Source organism: Pseudomonas flavocrustae (genome assembly GCF_029872515.1).
Classification (GTDB): domain Bacteria; phylum Pseudomonadota; class Gammaproteobacteria; order Pseudomonadales; family Pseudomonadaceae; genus Chryseomonas; species Chryseomonas aestiva.
In genome coordinates this window covers 326,279-345,015 of sequence record NZ_JAPDIQ010000002.1, presented here as the reverse complement: position 1 = coordinate 345,015, position 18,737 = coordinate 326,279, and the positions used below count along the sequence as shown (strand labels likewise).

Here is an 18,737-nt window from a genome sequence, read left to right as displayed (position 1 = left end):
GATTCCTCCCTTTGGCCGGTCCAGCCGCCGGCGTTTCGCCAGGAGCTTAAACCAGATGTCTTCCCTACTGCTCGCCAGCGCACTCGGCCTCGGCCTGAGTACAAATCTCGCCCAGGCCGAGGACGCCACCCTCGCCGCCCGCCTGGATCCGATCCTGGAACGCGCCGTCGCCCAGCAGCGTATCGTCGGTACCGTGGTCATGGTCGCCCGCCAAGGCCGGGTGGTGTACCAGCGCGCGGCCGGTTTCGCCGATCGCGAAGCCCAGCGGCCGATGCGCGAAGACCAGCTGTTTCGCTTCGCCTCCCTGACCAAGCCGATGGTGGCCGTGGCGGCCTTGCGCCTGGCGGATCAGGGTCGCCTGGATCTGCAGGCGCCGGTCAGTCGCTACCTGCCCTACTTCACCCCGCAGCTGGCCGACGGCACCCTGGCCGTACCCACCCTGGCGCAGCTTCTCAGTCATACCGCCGGCCTGCACTACGGCTTCGGCGAAGATTCGAACGGACCCTATCATCGCGCCGGGGTATCCGACGGCCTGGATGGGACTCCGCTGACCCTGGAAGAGAATCTGCGGCGCCTGGCGGGTGTGCCGCTGGACTTCAAACCGGGCACCCAGTGGCGCTACTCCCTCGGGCTGGACGTGATGGGCGGTGTGCTGGCGGCCGCGACCGGGCAGCCCCTGCCCGAGGTCGTCCAGCAGCAGGTGGCCGCACCGCTGGGCCTGCACGACCTGAGCTTCCACGTCAGCGACGCCGAGCGCCTGGCCACCGCCTATCGCGACGGCTATCCGCGCCCCGAACCCATGAGCGAGCCCTATCTGCTGCCGATGCCCAAGGGCGGCATCCTCTATTCGCCGGCGCGCGCCCTTTCGGCGCAGGCCTTCGCCTCGGGCGGCGGTGGCATGCAGGGCAGCGCGGGCGACTATCTCGCCTTTCTGGAGGCACTCCGCCAGGGCAGGCTGCTCACGCCGGCCAGCCAGCGCCTGATCATGGAAGACCAGATCCCGGGGCTGCAACGCGACGATGCGCCGGGCTGGGGTTTCAGCCTGGGCGCGGCGGTACTGCGCGATGCCCGGCTGGCCAGGACCCCGCAGGCGCCCGGCACCCTGCAGTGGGGCGGCGTCTACGGCAATGCCTGGTTCATCGATCCGGCGCGGGAGCTCAGCGTGGTGATCCTGACCAACACCGCGATCGCCGGCATGAGCGGGCCCTTCCCGGAGGCCATCCTCGCCGCCCTCTACCGCGACTGAGCGGACTCCAGGCGGGCCTGGAGCGCCTGCAACTGCTCCTGCAGCGCGGCATGCTCGTGCTGCAGGGCCTGGTAGCTGTCCGTCACGGCATCGGTATCGATGAACACCTGCTCGATGAATTCCTTTTCCACCAGGGTCCGCGATAGCTTCGCCCGTTCTGCTTCGAGGCTTTCGCGCAGGGTCTCCAGCTCCTCCTGCAGGTGCCCATCCAGTTCCGGCGAGGCCGCAACGGCCGGGGTCGTCGGCTGCTGTCGCAGCCGCAGCAGGTCTTCGCCGAGTCGCTGGACCGTCGCCTTGAGCTGATCGCGCTCGCGACGCATTTCCAGCAGGGTGCCCTGGACCCGGTCATGCTCGAGACTCAGGCGCTGCAGCTTCGCCTCGGCGCCGCGCATCTCGCGATTCTGCACGTGCAGATTGGTGACCAGCTTGTGCGCCCGGTCCAGTTTGGACTTGAGATCGTCCAGCTTGAATTCGAGATTCTCGCGGTGGGCCAGCAGGTCGTCGATATAGGGCTGGTTGGTCTTTTTCCAGTCCGGATAGTCGTCGCCCTCGACCCCGTCGAGACGGCCCACCAGGTCCAGGCTGTCGCTCATGGCCTGACCCAGGGGCTCGACATCCGCCTGCCGCGCCGCGTCGATCAGGCCGGCCGCGGTCTCGGCCTGGCTGGTGAGCGACTGCGGCTCACCGGGCTCGGGAGTCTCGCTTTTCTCGCCAGCCGCTTCAGGGCGCGGAAAGAGCCGCTGCCAGAGCAGCGTCAGGACCAGGGCAATGAGCAGCACGTTGGACAGGGTGACCAGCAGGAAACCCCATTCGACGAAGCGCGAGTCGTTCATTCCCTAGCTCAACAGGAAGGCGATGAAACCGTCGCCGAGCCCGGGAAAGGACAGGCTGAAGTCGGCGCGCCCATTGTTCTGTCGCCAGAGGCTGTAGAGCTTTTCGAAGGGCTTCTGCACCAGGTGACTGGTGCTCAGCACCAGCGGCGCCCCGCCCTTGCCGGTGGAGATCATGCTGCTGAGGTCGGCGAGGAAGGCGGTGGCGTTCTCGTAGATCTCGCGGCTCAGGGTCGCACTGGCGATGGCCGCATGGATGGCGGCGGGCGAGAGCCCGGCCAGAGCGCCACCGAGAATGCAGGCCGCATTGAGGTCCAGCAGGCAGACGGCTTCCAGCGCCTTGCTCTGCGGGTGGCCATAGATGCCGATCACATAGGGCAAGGCCAGTCGATCGACTGGGATCGGCGCCATGGGCTCGATCTGGCAGACGATGGAGGACAGACCGAGCAACTGGCGAATACGCTGTGGATCGGGATTGAAGCGGGTCGGGATCAGCAGGCTCTCGCGACCTGAGGATTCGATGGCCTGTTCGGCACTGGCGCCGTCCTGCAGCACGGTGAGCACCGCCTGCTGCAGGGTCTCCTGGACGAAGGGCTTGGTCACGACGAAGGCTGCGCCGTTGCGGTAGGCCGCCTCGATGTTGCGCGCCGAGGACTCGGTGGTGACAAAGCCCACATGGATATCGGCGCCCACCCGCTGGCGGATCGCCTGGAGCAATTCCAGACCGGTCATCCCAGGCATGTGCCAGTCGGTGAGCACCAGGTTGGGGGTCCAGGTCTCCAGCAGCGCCACGGCTTCCTCGCCGGTGGACGCCACGCGCAATTCGATATCCCTGTAGCCGGTATTCGCCAGAATCCGCTTGATGATGGTCTGGACCGCTCGACTGTCGTCTACCACGAGGAACTTCATGTTCCATCCCTGAATTATGAACGCCGCGTTATCCCTCGGCGATTACTCGCCTCAGGCGCCAGTATGGATCACACATCAGATATCACATGGCCAGTATCAGCTGAACGGCGACCTTTTTGCGACAGTTTGTCATCGGTAACTGAAAGGTATTCGTCCAACGCAGGATACGGCAATTCGAGCACCGTACAATATAACCTTAGCAGCTCTAGCTCGGAGGTTTGGACGCGCTCGTCCGCCTTGACCAGGCACAGCAGGCCCTCCAGCACCAGGGTGCGCGCCGCGATGCTCAGCAGGCCAAGTCGCGCCAGGGCGCCGTCCAGCGCCGGACGCCAGGGGTGCGGGGGCTCATAGGCACAATGCAGGCCGGGAAAGGTGCTGGCGACGGCCAGCATAAAGGCCCGCCGAGCGGCCTGGACGTCCCGGTGATTCTGTTCGGCGGCCACCGCATAGAGGGTGAGCACCGCGACCCGGGCCTGGGCCAGCGTTCTCCGCCCCGACAGTCGCTGACGCCCGGGCGCCAGACTGCCGATCAGCTGGCGCTGGATGATGCGCGCCAGACAGTAGCGTGAGAGATCCAGCTCAGGCGTAGCGGCGAAGCCTGTCTTGAGGTCGACGAGCAGCTGGCGTAGGACCGGCCGCGGCAGTTGGCGGATGGCCGGAAAGGTCAGCTGGGCAACCGGCAGGCGCAGCGACGGATGCAGGCTGTCGGCCCAGCGCTGCCCTGCCCCGCCGTCGGCTACCGACGGGCTGGCGGCCAGCGCCAGCAGCAGCTCCGCCGCCTGCCGGGGTTGCCGCACGAAAGCCTGCAGGGTCTCGGGAATGTTCCGCCAGGGCGCGGGGGTAGCTACCGCCGCGAGCGGGGGCGCGGCGGACACCGGCGGCGGCGCAGCGAATGCCGGATTGCCCGCGACATGGGCAACGCCCATGGGTAGCAGGGCCTCGGCCCGGAGTCGCTCGAGCTGCCACTCGTCAAAGTCCGGTTCCAGCTGCTGAATACGCTCCAGCACCGGGGGATGGGTGGCGAACCAGGAGGCGCCCGAATCGCCCAGCACCATGTGGGCGACGCTACGTGCCCGGCGGTGATAGAGCCGCCCCTGCAGCGGATGGGCGGCGATCTTCTTCAGGGCATTGGCCAGTCCCTGGGGCTGGCGGGTGAACTGCACGGCGGAGGCATCCGCCAGGCGCTCGCGCGAGCGCGCCGCCGCGGCCTGGATCAGATTGGCGAAGAACAGTCCGCAGCCGCCGATCACCAGCAGCAGGGTGCCCAGCAACCCGCCCAGCAGGGGGCTGCCACTGCCCCGGCCGGTGGTCGAGCTGCGATCGAAGAACAATTCCCGCCCCAGGTCGGCGATCAGGCTGATGCCATGCAGCCAGCCCAGCAGACGCAGATTCAGGCGCATGTCGCCATTGAGCAGATGACTGAATTCGTGGGCGACCACCCCCTGCAATTCATCGCGGGTCAGCTGGTGAAGGGCGCCGCGAGTCAGGCACAGGGTCGCATCGGCCGGTCCGTAGCCGCTGATGAAGGCATTGATGGCCGGTTCGTCCGGCAGCAGGTAGAGGCGCGGCACCGGGATGCCGGCGGCCAGGGCCATCTCTGCCACCACGTTGTGCAACTGGCGCGTCGTGGGGTCGGCCTGATCGTCCAGGGGCAGCGCGCCCAGCCGCCTGACCACGGCCTGTCCACCCAGGCGGGCGAGTTGCCGGACCTTCCAGCAGGAGGCCGCGGCGATGACGCCGGTGAACGTCAGGCCGGTCTTCACCAGCGTCGCCTCGCGCCCGCCCAGATAGTCGATCACCTTCCGCGGCAGGAACACCAGGGCCAGGCCGGCGCTGGCCAGCGCCATGACCAGCACCACCAGGGCCAGCAAGACGAGACAAAGCCGGGTGCGCCGGCGCGCCGCGGCCTGGTCCTCGAGGAAACGCACGCGCTCAGCTCAGGCTGATCCGCGGTGCCCGACGCGCGTCTGCGTCCGGCAGGGCCAGCGGCTGCGCCAGGCGGAAGCCGAAGCGCCTGGCGACCAGCGAGCCGGGAAAGGTCTCGCAGCGATTGTTGTAGTCCATCACCGCGTCGTTATGGGCCTGGCGCGCATAGGCCAGGCGATTCTCCGTGGAGCTCAGCTCTTCCATCAGCTGCAGGACGGTCTCGTTGGCCTTGAGCTCAGGATAGGCTTCGCTGACGGCGAACAGCCGTCCGAGGGCGCTGCCGAGGCGCTGCTCGCCCTGCTCCAAGGCGGCCCGCGCGACGGGATCCTCCGGTCGGGTCTTGGCCTGGTGCAGACCGGATTGCGCCTGCTGCCGCGCCGCCATCACCGCCTGCAGTGTCTCGCGCTCGTGCTGCAGATAGCCCTTCACCGCTTCCACCAGATTGGGGATGAGGTCGTATCGGCGATTGAGCTGAACATCGATCTGGGCGAAGGCGTTGCGATAGGCGTTGCGCGCCGTGATCAGGGCGTTGTAGAGGCTGATCGCGAACAGGCCGAGGGCGACCAGGGCAGCCAGCAGGAGCAGCAGTTTCATAGAATCGTCCTTGAAGGTGCTGAGAAGCCCCAGTCTAGGGGCACGCCACTCCAACGGTTGCGCAGCGCGACGGATGCGACGGTTGAGGGGATGGCTGGCGAATCAGGCGCCGCACACCACCGTTCAGGACGAGGAAGGCGCGCCCGTGTCGGTCGGATGCCGGGACGCCGAGTCCGCCTTGCGACCGGGCTGTAGCTCGGCCAGCAGGGCGTCACGCTCCTGGCGCAGCTGGGCAAGGCTGGTCTGGGTGCGAGTCAGCTCTTCCTGCAGGCGCTGGGCGTGGGCCTCCGAAGCGCGCAGTTCGCGATTCTGCGCGCGCAGGCCGGTCACCACCTTGTGCGCCCGGGTCAGCCGCATGACCATGTTGTCCACCTTGAGCTCCAGGGCTTCGCGGTGCGACAGCAATTCCTCGACGTAGGGGTCGTCGCTCTTCTTCCACTCGGGATAGTTGGCGTCGTACACCTCTTCCGGGCCCTCGTCGAAGAGATCGACGTTACGGTTCACCGCCGGGCCGCTGCTGGCGGGGAGCGGCGGCGGCGGGGTATCGGCAGGCGGGCTCTCGAGCACTTCGGGAACCGGCAACGGCTGCTCCTCGCTGGCACCCTCGGCCTTGGCCGACGCGTCGCTGGCGACATAGCGCTGCCACAGGAGAAACACCACCAGGGCGATCAGCAGGATGTTGCACAGGGTTATCAGGACGAATCCCCAATCCATCAGCTGTGCATGACTCATCTGCCGCTCCGCTCTCTTCCGGTGATTAGGGCCTGGGTGCCGTTCGAAACACCCTGCCCACCCTGTCGGCGGCGGTGCCTCGTTCTGCAGCTGATTTGAATACAGCTGCCAGCCTAAAGCATTTCTATCAGCCCAGCGGCGCCAGAGCGGAGACGAGTTGCCGGGCACGGGCATGCGCTGCCGGTCCGCGGGCTGAGCCAGAAGCCTTGGCTGCGGAGAAAAGCTGGGCGAAAAAAAGCCTGACGCTGGGCGTCAGGCTTTGCAGAGGCGGGCGAGGTCGGGCTTCGCGGAGCTCAACCCAACCTGTGGATGGCCCTACGCCAGGCTCTTGCTCACCACCTCGTAGACGTCGCTGGACAGCTCGCCGCTGGCCAGAATCCGCTCCAGCTCGGCACGCATGAGGGCCTGGCGCGCGGGACCGTACTTCTTCCAGCGGGTCAGGGGCGTGAGCAGGCGCGAGGCGATCTGCGGATTGAGGCGGTTGAGGGTGATGATCTGGTCGGCCAGGAAGCGATAGCCGCTGCCGTCCTCGGCGTGGAAGTTGACCAGGTTGGCGTTGGCGAAGGCACCGATCAGCGCCCGCACCTTGTTGGGGTTCTTCAGGATGAAGACCGGGTTCTGCATGAGTGCCTGGACGCGCGCCAGGCCGCCCGGCAAGGGACTGGAGGCCTGGACGCTGAGCCAGGTGTCCATCACCAGCGGATCGGCCTTGAATTCCTCGAAGAAGCGCGCCAGCACCTCGGCCTTTTCCTGCTCGAAGCCGGAATTGACCAGGGCGCTCAGTGCGGCCAGGCGCTCGGTCATGTTGTCGGCGTGCTCGAATTGCTCCAGGGCGGCATCGCGCGCCTCCGGCTCTTCCAGCAGCATCAGGTAGCCGAGGGCGGCGTTCTGCAGGCTGCGGCGGGCGATATGGTCGGCGCTGGCCTGGTAGGGCGTGGCGCGCGAGGCTTCACGGGCACTGCGGTAACGCTGCCAGAGCACGTCGCGCAGGGACTCGGCGATGGCCCGGCGCGCCTGGCGACGAGCACCATGGATGGCACCCGGATCGGCCTGCTCGGCCAGCTCCACCAGATAGGCCTCGGACGGCAGCGACAGCATCTCGGCGACCATGGCCGGATCGAGGGAATCATCCGCGGCCACGCTACGCAGGGCCTCCACAAGTCGGGTGTCCAGCGGCTCGCCAGCGATCATGCCCTGCAGCACCTGCACGGCCAGCTGCTGGCCGGCGTCCCAGCGGTTGAAGCCGTCGCTGTCGTGCTGCATGAGGAAGGTCAGCTGCTCGCGACTGTAGGGGAAGCTGAGCTTGACCGGGGCGGAGAAGCCCCGCAGCAGCGAAGGCAGCGGTTGCTCGGGTACGTCGACGAAGGTGAAGGTCTGCTCGGCCTGGGTGACCGACAGCACCCGGTCGCTGCCCTGGGCCGCGCTCTCGCCTTCCAGGCGCAGCGGCAGGTCGCGGCCCTGGCCGTCCAGCAGCCCCAGCTGGACCGGGATGACGAAGGGTTCCTTGGTCGGTTGACCCGGGGTGGGCGGGCAGCTCTGGCGGAAGGTCAGCCGATAGGTCCTGGCCGCCGCATCGTACTGCTCGCTGACCGCCAGGCGTGGCGTGCCGGACTGGCTGTACCAGCGCTTGAACTGGCTGAAATCGGCGCCGTTGGCGTCTTCCAGGGCCTTGATGAAGTCGTCGCAGGTCACGGCCTGGCCATCGTGGCGCTCGAAGTAGAGATCGGTGCCCTTGCGGAAGCCCTCCGGCCCCAGCAGGGTGTGCAGCATCCGCACCACCTCGGCGCCCTTCTCGTACACCGTCAGGGTGTAGAAGTTGGAGATCTCGATGAAGTGATCCGGGCGCACCGGGTGGGCCATGGGGCCGGCGTCCTCGGCGAACTGGTTGGTGCGCAGGAAGGCCACGTCCTCGATGCGCTTGACCGTGGGCGAATTCATATCGGAGCTGAAGCCGGCGTCGCGGAACACGGTGAAGCCTTCCTTGAGCGACAGCTGGAACCAGTCGCGGCAGGTCACGCGGTTGCCCGACCAGTTGTGGAAGTACTCGTGGGCAACGATGGCCTCGACGCGCTGGTGAGCGGCGTCGGTGGCGGTGCGCGGACTGGCCAGCACGGCGCTGGAGTTGAAGATGTTGAGGCCCTTGTTCTCCATGGCGCCCATGTTGAAGTCGTTCACCGCGACGATCATGAAGATGTCCAGATCGTATTCGCGGCCGTAGACCTCCTCGTCCCAGCGCATGGACTTCTTCAGGCTGTCCATGGCGTGCTGCAGCTTGCCGATGTTTTCCGGTTCGACGTAGATGCGCAGGGTCACGTCGCGACCGCTGCCGGTGCGATAGCTGTCTTCCACGGACCGGAGGTCACCGGCCACCAGGGCGAACAGATAGGCCGGCTTGGGGAAGGGATCTTCCCAGGTGGCCCAGTGACGTCCGCCCTCGGCATCGCCACTGGCCACGGGATTGCCGTTGGAAAGCAGGATCGGGTACTTGCCCCTGTCGGCCTCCACCGTGGTGGTGAAGACGCTCATCACGTCCGGCCGGTCCAGGTAGTAGGTGATCTTGCGGAAGCCCTCGGCTTCGCACTGGGTGCAGAACATGGTGCCGGAGACGTACAGCCCTTCGAGGGCGGTATTGCTTTCCGGATGGATGCGCACCGAGGTCTTGAGCACGAAGGCCTCGCCCCGCGGCTGCAGGGTCAGGCTGCCCGCCTCGACCTGGTAGTCGCCCGCCGCCAGGGTCTGGTCGTCCAGCGCCACCGCCAGCAGCTCCAGCTCCTCGCCATGCAGCACCAGCGGCGGCAGGCCCGCGCCACGCGTCGGGTTGCGCTGCAAACGTAGCTCGGCATGCACCAGGGTCTGGTCGTCATGCAGCTCGAAGCGGAGGCGGGTTTCCTCGATGAGGTACTCGGGCGCCTGGTAGTCCTTCAGGTAGATGGTCTGGGGCTGGTCGGTGCGCATGGCTTACGTCCTTACATCTCTGCTGCGGAGGCGGACACGGCCAGCTGATAGGCCGTGTACTTGCGAATGTTGATCACGCCGGTGTCGAACATCAGGTATTGACCCTTGATGCCCAGCAGCGTGCCTTCCACCACGGGGGTCTTTTCCAGGTCGTGGCTGACCACCTTGGTGGGATAGACCGTGACCGGATAATGGATCTCGATGGGCGCCATGTCGACCACCGGCTGGATCGCCTGCAGGCCGAAGCGACCCTGGAGATCGTCCAGGCCCTGGGCGCAGGCATCGAAGATCCGCTCGCGCACCGCGACCAAGTCTTCCGGCGCGGCCACGCCCTTGAGCATGGCCCGCCAGTTGGTGCGATCGCCTACCTGGCTGCGCAGCACATCTTCCACCAGACCGGATTGCTGGCGGGTGGCCACCCTCAGGATCGGCAGCGCCTGGTAGGCGCCCTGGTCGATCCAGCGGGTGGGCAGCTGGGTGGCGCGGGTGATGCCGACCTTGAGGCCCGAGGAATTGGCCAGGTAGACGATGTGGGGCACCATGCAATGGGCCTCGCCCCACTCCGGCTGGCGGCAGGTGCCGTGCTCGTAGTGGCACTTCTCTGGGCTGACGATGCAGCTGTCGCACTGGGCCAGGGCGGTGAAGCAGGGATAGCAGTAGCCCTGGCTGAAGCTCTTGCGGGTCTTGCGTCCGCAATGGGTGCAATGGATGGCACCCAGGTACTCGAGCCGCACGCGACGGCCGATCAGCGGATTGACCGGCACCTCGCGCTCATCGAGGCGAAAGGCATAGTTGACGGGGTCGGCCAGGGTCACGGCCATCTTGCGCAGGGCGCCACGGCCCAGTTCGGTCATCACGGTAGAAATTTCTCGATTTCTAAAAGACGCGAGGTGCCTCTTCGTCGCCGAAGGGCACCTCGTCAGGGTAAGGCGCGGACAGTCAGTGGATGGCGTCGGACTTGAACAGGATGTTCTCGATGGGTACCGACTTGGAGGCGCACTCCTGGGGCCCCATGTAGCCGGTCCGCTGATCTTCGGGCAGGTGCTTGGCCTCGTAGGCGATCACTGCCTGAAGACAGAGCTCGACCTGGTCGCGACTGAGCTTGCGGCCGTCCGGCCACTTGCCGATCTCCACGGCCAGCTTCAGGCCCTCGTAGATATCGGGGGTGATGTTTTCCAGCATCTGGGCGAAGGATGTCGACATGGGTCGCTCCGGACTCTAGTGATCCGCCAGTTTACCGGGCTGCCGGCGACGGCGCACCTGGCCTGACTCAATGGTGGCCATAGGTTGTGTTTGGCTCGAAGCCCAGAGTTGGCGATGCCGGATTGGGCTGTTGGGCTTCGCTGCGCTCAACCCAACCTACGCGGGTGCGTATCCCGTAGCGTAGAAAACGGCCTGGCCTTTTCCACTGAAGAATTCGGGTCAGGGTCGCCCTTCTCACCCAGGGAGCGGGCGCTAGCCAACAGGCCTACCCTGCAACAGGGCTGAACCCTGACACCTGGCCGCCATCAGAGCAGGAAGCGCTTTCCGGAGACCCCATGCCTGCCTATCACCCCCTCATCCTCGCCGATGTCGAACTCTGGCTACTCGCGGAAAAGGCCATCTACTGGCCGGCACGCCGGGCGTTACTGGTGGCGGACATCCATTTCGGCAAGGCGGCGGCCTTCCGGGCCCTGGGCCAACCGGTACCCCACGGCACCACTGCGGGCAACATCGCCCGGCTGGACAGCCTGCTGGCGCGCTACGACTGCCAGGAGATCATCTTTCTCGGTGACTTCCTGCACGCCCCGGAGTCCCGCGCGCCCCTGACCCTGGACACCTTGGAGCGCTGGCGGGAACACCAGGCCCATCTGCGGCTGCTGTTGATCCGCGGCAACCACGATCGCCGCGCGGGAGATCCGCCCGCCGCCCTGGGCATCGACGTGGTGGGCGAACCGCTGGAGCTGGATGGCCTGTCGTTGCAGCACGAACCCGATCCGCACCCGCGACTGCCAGTGTTGGCCGGGCATATCCATCCGGCCTTTCGGCTGCAGGGCCGTGGGCGCCAGGCGCTTCGCCTGCCCTGCTTCTGCCTGGAAAACGACGAGGTGCTGATCCTGCCGGCCTTTGGCGATTTCACCGGCGGGCACCTGCTGGCACCCGATCCGGCGCGGCGGATCTTCGTGGTGGGGGATGGCGGTATCTGGCCCTTGCGCTAGAGCCAGATACCCGGGAGATCAGCCTTCTTCGGTGATCCCGGTGATGGTGATGCCATGGCGCTCCAGCAGGGCCACCGTGGGTTCGTCGTAGTCCCGTGGCACCTCACTGTCGTCGTACTCTTCCAGGGCATCGTCACGGACGATCTGGGCGACCCGCTCCATATCCGGCTTTTGGTCAGCGTCGGTGGTCACCACCGAGGTATTGCCGTCAACGTTACTGTAAGCAATTTTCCACTTCGACATCTCAGGACTCCTCACACGGAAACAGGGTTATCGAGAGATTAGAGGGTCGGACGCCCAGTAATTCGCCCTAACGCGGACGAAAGACGATATCCAGCAGGGCGGCGAGGGCGCCCTCGGCGCAATCGGCCTGGGCCAGAGCCTCGCGGGCCTGCCTGAGGTGACTTTGTAACTGGCGTTGAGCATGGTCGCGGCCGAGCAGGCTGACCAGCGTGGACTTATCGCCATCCTTGCCGGCGTCCTTGCCCAGGCCCTTGCCGTCGTCGAGATCATCGAGCAACTGGAAGGCCAGGCCGAGCTGGCAGGCGAACACCTGGAAGGCTTCGCGCTGCGTGGCGGTGGTAACCAGGGTGACACTGGCCATGCCCATGGCCGCGGAAAACAGCGCACCGGTCTTGAGCTGGTTGGTCAGGGCGATGGCATCGGCCGGACGCGTCTGGCGACCGCCGTGCAGGTCATGGTACTGGCCGCAGACCAGACCGGCGGTGCCGACCGCATCGGCCAGTTGGCAGACCATCTGGGTACGGGTTTCCGCCGGTACGCCGGAGAGGCCCGCGACCAGGCGCAGGGCATGGCTGAGCAGGGCCACCGCGGCCAGCATGGCGACGTCTTCGCCGAATTCGACGTGCAGCGTTGGCCGACCGCGACGCAGACGAGCATCGTCCATGCAGGGCATGTCATCGAGGAACAACGAGGCGGCATGGACCATTTCCACGGCGCAACCCAGATCGAGGACGGCTTCGTCGGACTGACCCAGATCCTCGGCGGCCAGCACCATCAGCAGCGGACGCAGTCGCTTGCCCGGGGCCATGACCCCACTGCGGATGGCGGCGGCGACCGGATCGGTCCCGGCCGGCAATAGCTCTGCCAGACGCTCGTCGATACGGGTACGCTGCCATTGCAGCGAAGCGGCAAAATTGTCTGTCGCGTTCGGCACTAATACGGTCGCCATGAGTCGAGATACTCCATATGTGGAACCGACGAACGGTCGCACCTCGGTGGATAAGGTCTTCGCAAAGCGAACCCGTCGTCCCCTACCAGACCACAACGACCGACGAAAGGTCATTCAGGGCGGACTCTAGAAGACATGGTGGATTGGGAACTGGCAAGCCGCAAGAACGATCATCTGGACATCGTGCTGGATCCCCACAAGGCCCGTAGCGCCGTCACCACGGGCTTCGACGCCTATCGCTTCACGCATTGCGCCCTGCCCGAGCTCAATCTCGACGAGGTCGACCTGGGCACCCGCCTGTTCGGTCGTCCCCTGGCCGCGCCGCTGTTGATCAGCTCCATGACCGGCGGGCCAGAGCGGGCCGCGCTGATCAATCGCCACCTCGCCGAGGCGGCCCAGACCCTGGGCATCGCCCTGGCAGTCGGCTCCCAGCGCATCGCCCTGCAGCAGGGTGGCGATCAGGGCCTAACCGGCGAATTGCGCCGCCTGGCGCCGGACGTGCCGCTGCTGGCCAATTTCGGCGCCGCGCAGCTGGTGGCCGGCTACGGCCTCGACGAGGCCCGGCGCGCGGTGGAGATGATCGAGGCAGACGCCCTGATCGTGCATCTCAATCCCTTGCAGGAAGCCGTGCAGGCCGGTGGCGATCGCCGCTGGCGCGGCATTCTGGCAGCCCTGGAAAATCTGGTTACACAACTGTCCGTGCCAGTGGTCGTCAAGGAAGTCGGCGCCGGCCTGTCGGGCCGGGTCGCCACGCAACTGCTGGAGGCTGGCGTGGCGGTGCTGGATGTCGCCGGAACCGGTGGCACCAGTTGGGCGGCGGTGGAAGCCGAACGCGCCCGTGACGAGCAGCAGCGCGCCATCGCCCGCGCCTTCACCGACTGGGGCATCCCCACCGCCGAGAGCCTGCGCCAGGTGCGCGCCGCCTGCCCCCGGGCGACGGTGATCGCCTCGGGCGGCATCCGCGACGGTATCGACGTGGCCAAGGCCATCCGCCTTGGTGCGGACCTGGCCGGCCAGGCCGCTGCGGCCCTGCCTGGCGCCACTGAATCCACCGAGGCGGTGATCGCGCATTTCCGGGTGGTGATCGAACAGCTGCGCATCGCCTGCTTCTGTACCGGCTCGGCGGATCTGGCCGGCTTGCGCCAGGCCGAGCTGCTGGACGCCGCGCCGCGGCGGTGCCCATAGTGGCCGACACCCGACCGGACGCCGCCATGCATGTCGCCCTGATCTCGCCGCCGCTGCCGAGCCACCTGTCCACCCATCTGGTGCTGGGCGAGGCGCTGGTCGCGCTCGGCCACCGGGTCACCCTGCTGCACCAGGTGGAAGTGGGCGATCGGGCGCTGCCAGCAGGCATCCAGTTCCAGTCCCTGGGCGCGACCAGCCATCCACGTGGCAGCCTGGCGCCCCTGCTGGCGCGGACCGCCAGCAACAAGCCCTGGTCGGTATTCGGCGTGATCGCCGACATGGCGCGCAATACCGAACTGTTCTGCCGCGAAGGCCCGGCCGCCTTGCGTGACCTCAGGGTCGACTGCCTGATCGCCGACCAGATGGAACCGGCCGGCGGACTGCTCGGCGACCACCTGGGCCTGCCCTATGCATCACTGGCCTGCGCCGTGCCGATGAATCGCGAGCCCCACCTGCCGCTGCCCACCCTGCCCTTCGCCTATCCTGGCACCGAGCGGGAGCGGCAGATTGTCCAGGGCGCCACCCAGGTGTTCGACCTGATGATGCGCGGCCAGGGCAAGGTCATCCAGCGCCAGGCCCAGGCCTTCGGCCTCGGCGAGCGACGGACCCTCGACGACTGCTTCTCGCCGTATCTGCAGTTGAGCCAATGCCTGCCGGGCTTCGACTTTCCGCGTCATGCCCCGCCGCCGCACTTTCACGAGGTCGGGCCGCTGCGTTCGCCGGCAGTGCGTGAGCAACGGCTGGAACTGGAGATCGATCCGCGCCAGCCCTTCGTCTTCGCCTCCTTCGGCACCCTGCAGGGTGGCCGGCTACCGCTGTTCCGCCGCATCGCCCAGGCCTGTCGCCAACTCGGCGTCCAGGTGCTGATCGCCCACTGCGGACGTCTGGAGGCCAGTGCCGAACGCCGTCTGCTGGACGACGGCGCCACCTGGGTCACCGACTTCGCGCCCCAGGAGGCGGCCATTGCCCGCGCCGACGCAGTCATCACCCACGGCGGTTTCAATACCGTGCTGGACGCCCTGGCGGCTGGCAAACCCATGCTCGCCCTGCCCATGGTGTTCGACCAGCCAGGCATCGCCCGCCGCCTGGAAAGGGTCGGCGCCGGCATCTGCCTGGCACCGCGCCTGGCCAGCAAGGCCCGCCTGACCCAGGCCCTGGGCGCCGTGCTGGCCGACCCGGCCTATCGCCGGGCGGCCGAACGCTTCGTGCCCATTACCCAGGCGGCCGGCGGTGTCGCGGCTGCCGCCCGCCTGGTGGATGGCCTGGCCCGGCGAGGACTCGAACGTGCGTCCTGACCTGCTGATCGTCGGCGGCGGCCTGGCCGGCGGCCTGCTCGCCCTGCGCCTGGCGGAAACCCGCCCGGAGCTGGACTGGCGCCTGGTGGAAGCCGGTCCGCGGCTGGGCGGCAACCACACCTGGTCCTTTCACGAGCCGGACCTCACCGCGCCGCAGCATGCCTGGATCGAGCCCCTGATCGCCCACCGTTGGCCGGGCTACGAGGTGCGCTTCCCCAAGCGCCAGCGGCACCTCGGCAGCGGCTATGCCAGCATCAGCGCCGAACGCTTCCATGAGGTATTGAGCGCCCGGCTGCCGGCCGAGCGCCTGCTGCTGGGCCGCGAGGTGCTGCGCCTGCAGGACGATGGCGTGGTGTTCGCCGATGGCTACACCCTGGCCGCCGGCGCCGTGATCGACGCGCGGGGGCCGCGACCCGATCCGGCGCTCTGGCTCGGCTATCAGAAATTCCTCGGCCAGGAGGTGCGCCTGGTTCGCCCCCATGGCCTGGCCGAACCCATCGTGATGGACGCCACCGTCGATCAGCTGGACGGCTATCGCTTCGTCTACAGCCTGCCGCTGGCGCCCGACCGGCTGCTAATCGAAGACACCTACTATGCGGACGGCGAAAGCCTCCCCGCGGAACGCCTGCGCCAGCACCTGGCCGACTATGCCCGACAGCAGGGCTGGGAAATCGCCGAGGTACTGCGCGAAGAACAGGGCGTGCTGCCCATCATCCTGGGCGGCGATCTCGACCGCTATTGGGACAACGTCACCGCCGGCGCGCCCATTGGCCTGGCCGCGGGGCTGTTCCACCCCACCACCGGTTACTCGCTGCCGGAGGCGGTGCGCCTGGCGGAGCACCTGGCCGCGCAACCCTTGACCTCCAGCGCCAGGCTGCGCGACTCCCTGCGGCAGTACGCCCAGGGGCGCTGGCAGCAACAGGGCTTCTTTCGCCTGCTCAATCGCATGCTGTTTCTCGCTGGCCGTCCCGAGCACCGGGTGCGCGTCATGCAAAGGTTCTACGGCCTCGGCGAACCGCTAATCCAGCGCTTCTACGCCGGCCGCCTCACCGCCTTCGATCGGCTGCGCATCCTCTCCGGCAAACCGCCGGTGCCGCTGAAACCAGCCCTGGATGCCGCGCTGGCTCGTCCCCCTCAGTCCAAGGAAGCACCATGACCCAAGGTAACGGGCCCAAGCGGGCCATCGTCATCGGCGCCGGCTTCGGCGGTATCGCCCTGGCGATCCGCCTGCAGTCGGCCGGCATCGCCACCACCCTCATCGAGGGCCGCGACAAGCCCGGCGGCCGTGCCTACGTCTATGAGGAGGCGGGCTTCACCTTCGACGCCGGCCCCACCGTCCTCACCGATCCCTCGGCGCTGGAAGAGCTGTTCGCCCTGAGCGGCCGGCAGATGAGCGACTATGTGGAGCTCTTGCCGGTCAGCCCCTTCTACCAGCTGTGCTGGGAAGACGGCACCCGCTTCGACTACGTCAACGACCAGGCCCGGCTGGACGAGCAGATCCGTGCCCTGGAGCCAGACGACGTGGCCGGCTACCAGCGCTTCCTGGCCTATTCCCAGGCGGTGTTCGAAGAAGGCTACATCCGTCTCGGCGCCAAGCCCTTCCTCAAGGTCGGCGACATGCTCGCCGCGGGTCCCAAGCTGGCCAAGCTCACGGCCTGGCGCAGCGTCTACACCCAGGTGTCGCGCTTCGTGAAGAGCGAGAAGCTGCGCCAGGCGCTGTCCTTCCACACCCTGCTGGTGGGCGGCAATCCCTTCGCCACCTCCTCGATCTATGCGCTGATCCATGCGCTGGAACGCAAGTGGGGCGTCTGGTTCGCCAAGGGTGGCACCCATCAGCTGGTTCTGGGCCTACTGAAGCTCTTTACCGACCTCGGCGGCGAAGTGCGCCTGAACACGCCGGTGGAGCGCATCCTCACCGAAGGCAATAGGGCCACCGGCGTCTGCCTGGCCGATGGCAGCCAGCTCGAGGCGGACCTGGTGGCCTCCAACGCCGACGTGGTGCATACCTATCGCAAGCTGCTCGGTCATCACACCCATGGCGTGGTCGAGAGCAACCGCCTCAAGCGCAAGCGACACAGCATGTCGCTGTTCGTCATCCACTTCGGCCTGAGCCAGCCGCCGGTGGGGCTCGAACACCACATGGTCTGCTTCGGCCAGCGCTATCGCGGCCTGATCGACGAACTGTTCAAGGGCCCGGGCGTACCGGACGACTTCTCGCTCTACCTGCACTCGCCCTGCGTCACCGATCCGTCGCTGGCACCGCCCGGGCACAGTTCTCACTACGTGCTGGCGCCGGTGCCGCACCTGGGCAATGCCGACGTCGACTGGAGCGTGGAAGGTCCGCGCCTGCGCGACAAGATCCTCGCCTACCTGGAAGAGCGCTACATGCCCGGCCTGCGCGAGCATCTGGTCACCTCGCGCATCTTCACCCCGGCCGATTTCCGCCAGGAGCTCAATGCCCACCTTGGCTCGGCCTTCTCCCTGGAGCCCATCCTCACCCAGAGCGCCTGGTTCCGGCCGCACAATCGCGATAGTGTCATCCCCAACCTCTACCTGGTCGGCGCGGGCACCCATCCCGGGGCCGGCGTCCCGGGCGTGGTCGGCTCAGCCAAGGCCACCGCCAGCGTCATCCTCGAGGAGCACGGTTAGCCATGCCAGCCACCCATGACGTCGTCGACCACGCCGAGCAGAGCATCGCCGTCGGTTCCAAGAGCTTTGCCGCAGCCGCCAAGCTGTTCGCTCCCGAGACCCGCGAGAGCGCCGTGCTGCTCTATGCCTGGTGCCGCCATTGCGACGACGTCATCGATGGCCAGGAACTGGGCCATGGCCAGGTCGAGGGCGATCGCCGCGCCGGGCGCGAACGCCTGGCCGAACTGGAACGCCTGACCCGCGCCGCCTACGGCGATGAGCCGCTGCAGGATCCGGCCTTCGCCGCCTTCCAGCGGGTGGTCAGGCGCCATGGCATTCCCCTGGCGCTGCCGCTGGATCACCTCGCCGGCTTTCGCATGGATGTCGAGGAACGCATCTATGTGGAACTCGAAGACACCCTGGAGTACTGCTACCACGTCGCCGGGGTGGTCGGGGTGATGATGGCGCGCATCATGGGCGCCGAAGACGAGGAAACCCTGGATCGCGCCTGCGACCTGGGCATGGCCTTCCAGCTCACCAACATCGCCCGCGACATCGTCGAGGACGCCCGTATCGGGCGCATCTACCTGCCACGCCTGTGGCTCGACGAAGTCGGCGTGCCGGCGGGTGAACTAGCGGAGCCGCGCCATCGCGAAGCGGTCGCCCAACTGGCCGAGCGGCTGGTGCGCCTGGCCGAGCCCTACTATGACTCGGCACGCCAGGGCATCGCCGCTCTGCCCCTGCGCTCGGCCTGGGCCATCGCCACCGCCCGTGGCGTCTACCGCGAGATCGGCGTCCAGGTGCTGCAACTGGGCAGCCATGCCTGGGACCAGCGCGTCAGCACCAGCACCGCCGACAAGCTGCGCCTGGTCTGCCGCGGCGCCGCGCGCGCCATGCTCTCCCGTCACCAGCGCGACGAGCCACGCCCGACCGAGCTCTGGACCCGACCGCGGCGCTGACGCCAGTGATCGCGCCCCGGTCACATTTGCGTGCATCTCGGGGATGCCCAACAGCAAACTTTTATGCGATAAACGGGTCGGATTAAAG

17 protein-coding genes are annotated in these 18,737 nt (G+C 67.3%); 7 read left to right on the top strand and 10 right to left on the bottom strand.

Annotated features, from left to right (window positions below; all coding sequences use genetic code 11):
• Positions 1 to 55 precede the first annotated feature (55 nt).
• The gene (locus OMP44_RS06285) at positions 56 to 1,246 is read left to right on the top strand and encodes a serine hydrolase domain-containing protein (RefSeq protein ID WP_280307012.1); all 1,191 of its coding nucleotides are present in this window, start codon (positions 56 to 58) and stop codon (positions 1,244 to 1,246) included.
• Here OMP44_RS06285 and OMP44_RS06280 read toward each other — a convergent pair.
• The 8 genes from OMP44_RS06280 to OMP44_RS06245 form a co-directional block, all read right to left on the bottom strand.
• On the bottom strand, positions 1,234 to 2,079 hold the full coding sequence (locus OMP44_RS06280; protein WP_133859445.1) for a hypothetical protein: 846 nt from the start codon (positions 2,077 to 2,079) through the stop codon (positions 1,234 to 1,236). The two genes, OMP44_RS06285 and OMP44_RS06280, sit on opposite strands and share 13 nt — an antisense overlap.
• Positions 2,080 to 2,082: 3 nt before the next feature.
• Positions 2,083 to 2,985 carry a response regulator gene (locus OMP44_RS06275; protein WP_280307011.1) on the bottom strand — a complete coding sequence of 301 codons (903 nt, stop codon included), beginning with the start codon at positions 2,983 to 2,985 and terminating at the stop codon, positions 2,083 to 2,085.
• 68 nt (positions 2,986 to 3,053) lie between these two features.
• Positions 3,054 to 4,913 carry a M48 family metalloprotease gene (locus tag OMP44_RS06270; RefSeq protein WP_280307010.1) on the bottom strand — a complete coding sequence of 620 codons (1,860 nt, stop codon included), beginning with the start codon at positions 4,911 to 4,913 and terminating at the stop codon, positions 3,054 to 3,056.
• A 4-nt stretch (positions 4,914 to 4,917) separates the two neighbouring features.
• On the bottom strand, positions 4,918 to 5,505 hold the full coding sequence (locus tag OMP44_RS06265) for a LemA family protein (RefSeq protein WP_280307008.1): 588 nt from the start codon (positions 5,503 to 5,505) through the stop codon (positions 4,918 to 4,920).
• Between the two features lie 123 nt (positions 5,506 to 5,628).
• The gene (locus OMP44_RS06260; protein WP_187978955.1) at positions 5,629 to 6,237 is read right to left on the bottom strand and encodes a hypothetical protein; all 609 of its coding nucleotides are present in this window, start codon (positions 6,235 to 6,237) and stop codon (positions 5,629 to 5,631) included.
• A gap of 315 nt (positions 6,238 to 6,552) precedes the next feature.
• Complete coding sequence (gene pepN, locus OMP44_RS06255; protein ID WP_280307007.1) at positions 6,553 to 9,192, bottom strand: aminopeptidase N; 2,640 nt, start codon at positions 9,190 to 9,192, stop codon at positions 6,553 to 6,555.
• Positions 9,193 to 9,203: 11 nt separating this feature from the next.
• Positions 9,204 to 10,046, bottom strand: coding sequence for a DUF2797 domain-containing protein (locus OMP44_RS06250; protein ID WP_133859983.1), 843 nt, complete (start codon positions 10,044 to 10,046; stop codon positions 9,204 to 9,206).
• Positions 10,047 to 10,131: 85 nt separating this feature from the next.
• The gene (locus OMP44_RS06245; protein WP_007162881.1) at positions 10,132 to 10,395 is read right to left on the bottom strand and encodes a YeaC family protein; all 264 of its coding nucleotides are present in this window, start codon (positions 10,393 to 10,395) and stop codon (positions 10,132 to 10,134) included.
• A gap of 335 nt (positions 10,396 to 10,730) precedes the next feature.
• On the opposite strand from OMP44_RS06245, the gene pdeM reads away from it, so the two are divergent.
• Positions 10,731 to 11,390: a ligase-associated DNA damage response endonuclease PdeM gene (gene pdeM / locus OMP44_RS06240; RefSeq protein ID WP_187978953.1), complete on the top strand. Its 660-nt coding sequence runs from the start codon at positions 10,731 to 10,733 to the stop codon at positions 11,388 to 11,390.
• Positions 11,391 to 11,408: 18 nt separating this feature from the next.
• On the opposite strand, the gene OMP44_RS06235 is transcribed toward pdeM, so the two are convergent.
• Positions 11,409 to 11,633: a hypothetical protein gene (locus tag OMP44_RS06235; RefSeq protein WP_027602825.1), complete on the bottom strand. Its 225-nt coding sequence runs from the start codon at positions 11,631 to 11,633 to the stop codon at positions 11,409 to 11,411.
• A 67-nt stretch (positions 11,634 to 11,700) separates the two neighbouring features.
• Positions 11,701 to 12,582, bottom strand: a complete 882-nt coding sequence (locus OMP44_RS06230; protein ID WP_187978952.1) for a polyprenyl synthetase family protein — start codon at positions 12,580 to 12,582, stop codon at positions 11,701 to 11,703.
• Positions 12,583 to 12,717: 135 nt separating this feature from the next.
• Between OMP44_RS06230 and fni the strand changes: the two genes are divergently transcribed.
• The 5 genes from fni to OMP44_RS06205 are packed head-to-tail and all read left to right on the top strand — an operon-like array spanning position 12,718 to position 18,649.
• Positions 12,718 to 13,767 carry a type 2 isopentenyl-diphosphate Delta-isomerase gene (fni, locus tag OMP44_RS06225; protein WP_187978951.1) on the top strand — a complete coding sequence of 350 codons (1,050 nt, stop codon included), beginning with the start codon at positions 12,718 to 12,720 and terminating at the stop codon, positions 13,765 to 13,767.
• Positions 13,767 to 15,062 carry a nucleotide disphospho-sugar-binding domain-containing protein gene (locus tag OMP44_RS06220; protein WP_280307006.1) on the top strand — a complete coding sequence of 432 codons (1,296 nt, stop codon included), beginning with the start codon at positions 13,767 to 13,769 and terminating at the stop codon, positions 15,060 to 15,062. The genes fni and OMP44_RS06220 overlap by 1 nt, the downstream gene beginning before the upstream one ends.
• Complete coding sequence (crtY, locus tag OMP44_RS06215) at positions 15,025 to 16,218, top strand: lycopene beta-cyclase CrtY (RefSeq protein ID WP_280307265.1); 1,194 nt, start codon at positions 15,025 to 15,027, stop codon at positions 16,216 to 16,218. Before OMP44_RS06220 ends, crtY begins: the two co-directional genes overlap by 38 nt.
• Positions 16,215 to 17,711 carry a phytoene desaturase gene (locus tag OMP44_RS06210; protein WP_280307005.1) on the top strand — a complete coding sequence of 499 codons (1,497 nt, stop codon included), beginning with the start codon at positions 16,215 to 16,217 and terminating at the stop codon, positions 17,709 to 17,711. The genes crtY and OMP44_RS06210 overlap by 4 nt, the downstream gene beginning before the upstream one ends.
• 2 nt (positions 17,712 to 17,713) lie before the next feature.
• The gene (locus OMP44_RS06205) at positions 17,714 to 18,649 is read left to right on the top strand and encodes a phytoene/squalene synthase family protein (protein ID WP_273861113.1); all 936 of its coding nucleotides are present in this window, start codon (positions 17,714 to 17,716) and stop codon (positions 18,647 to 18,649) included.
• Positions 18,650 to 18,737: the final 88 nt, after the last annotated feature.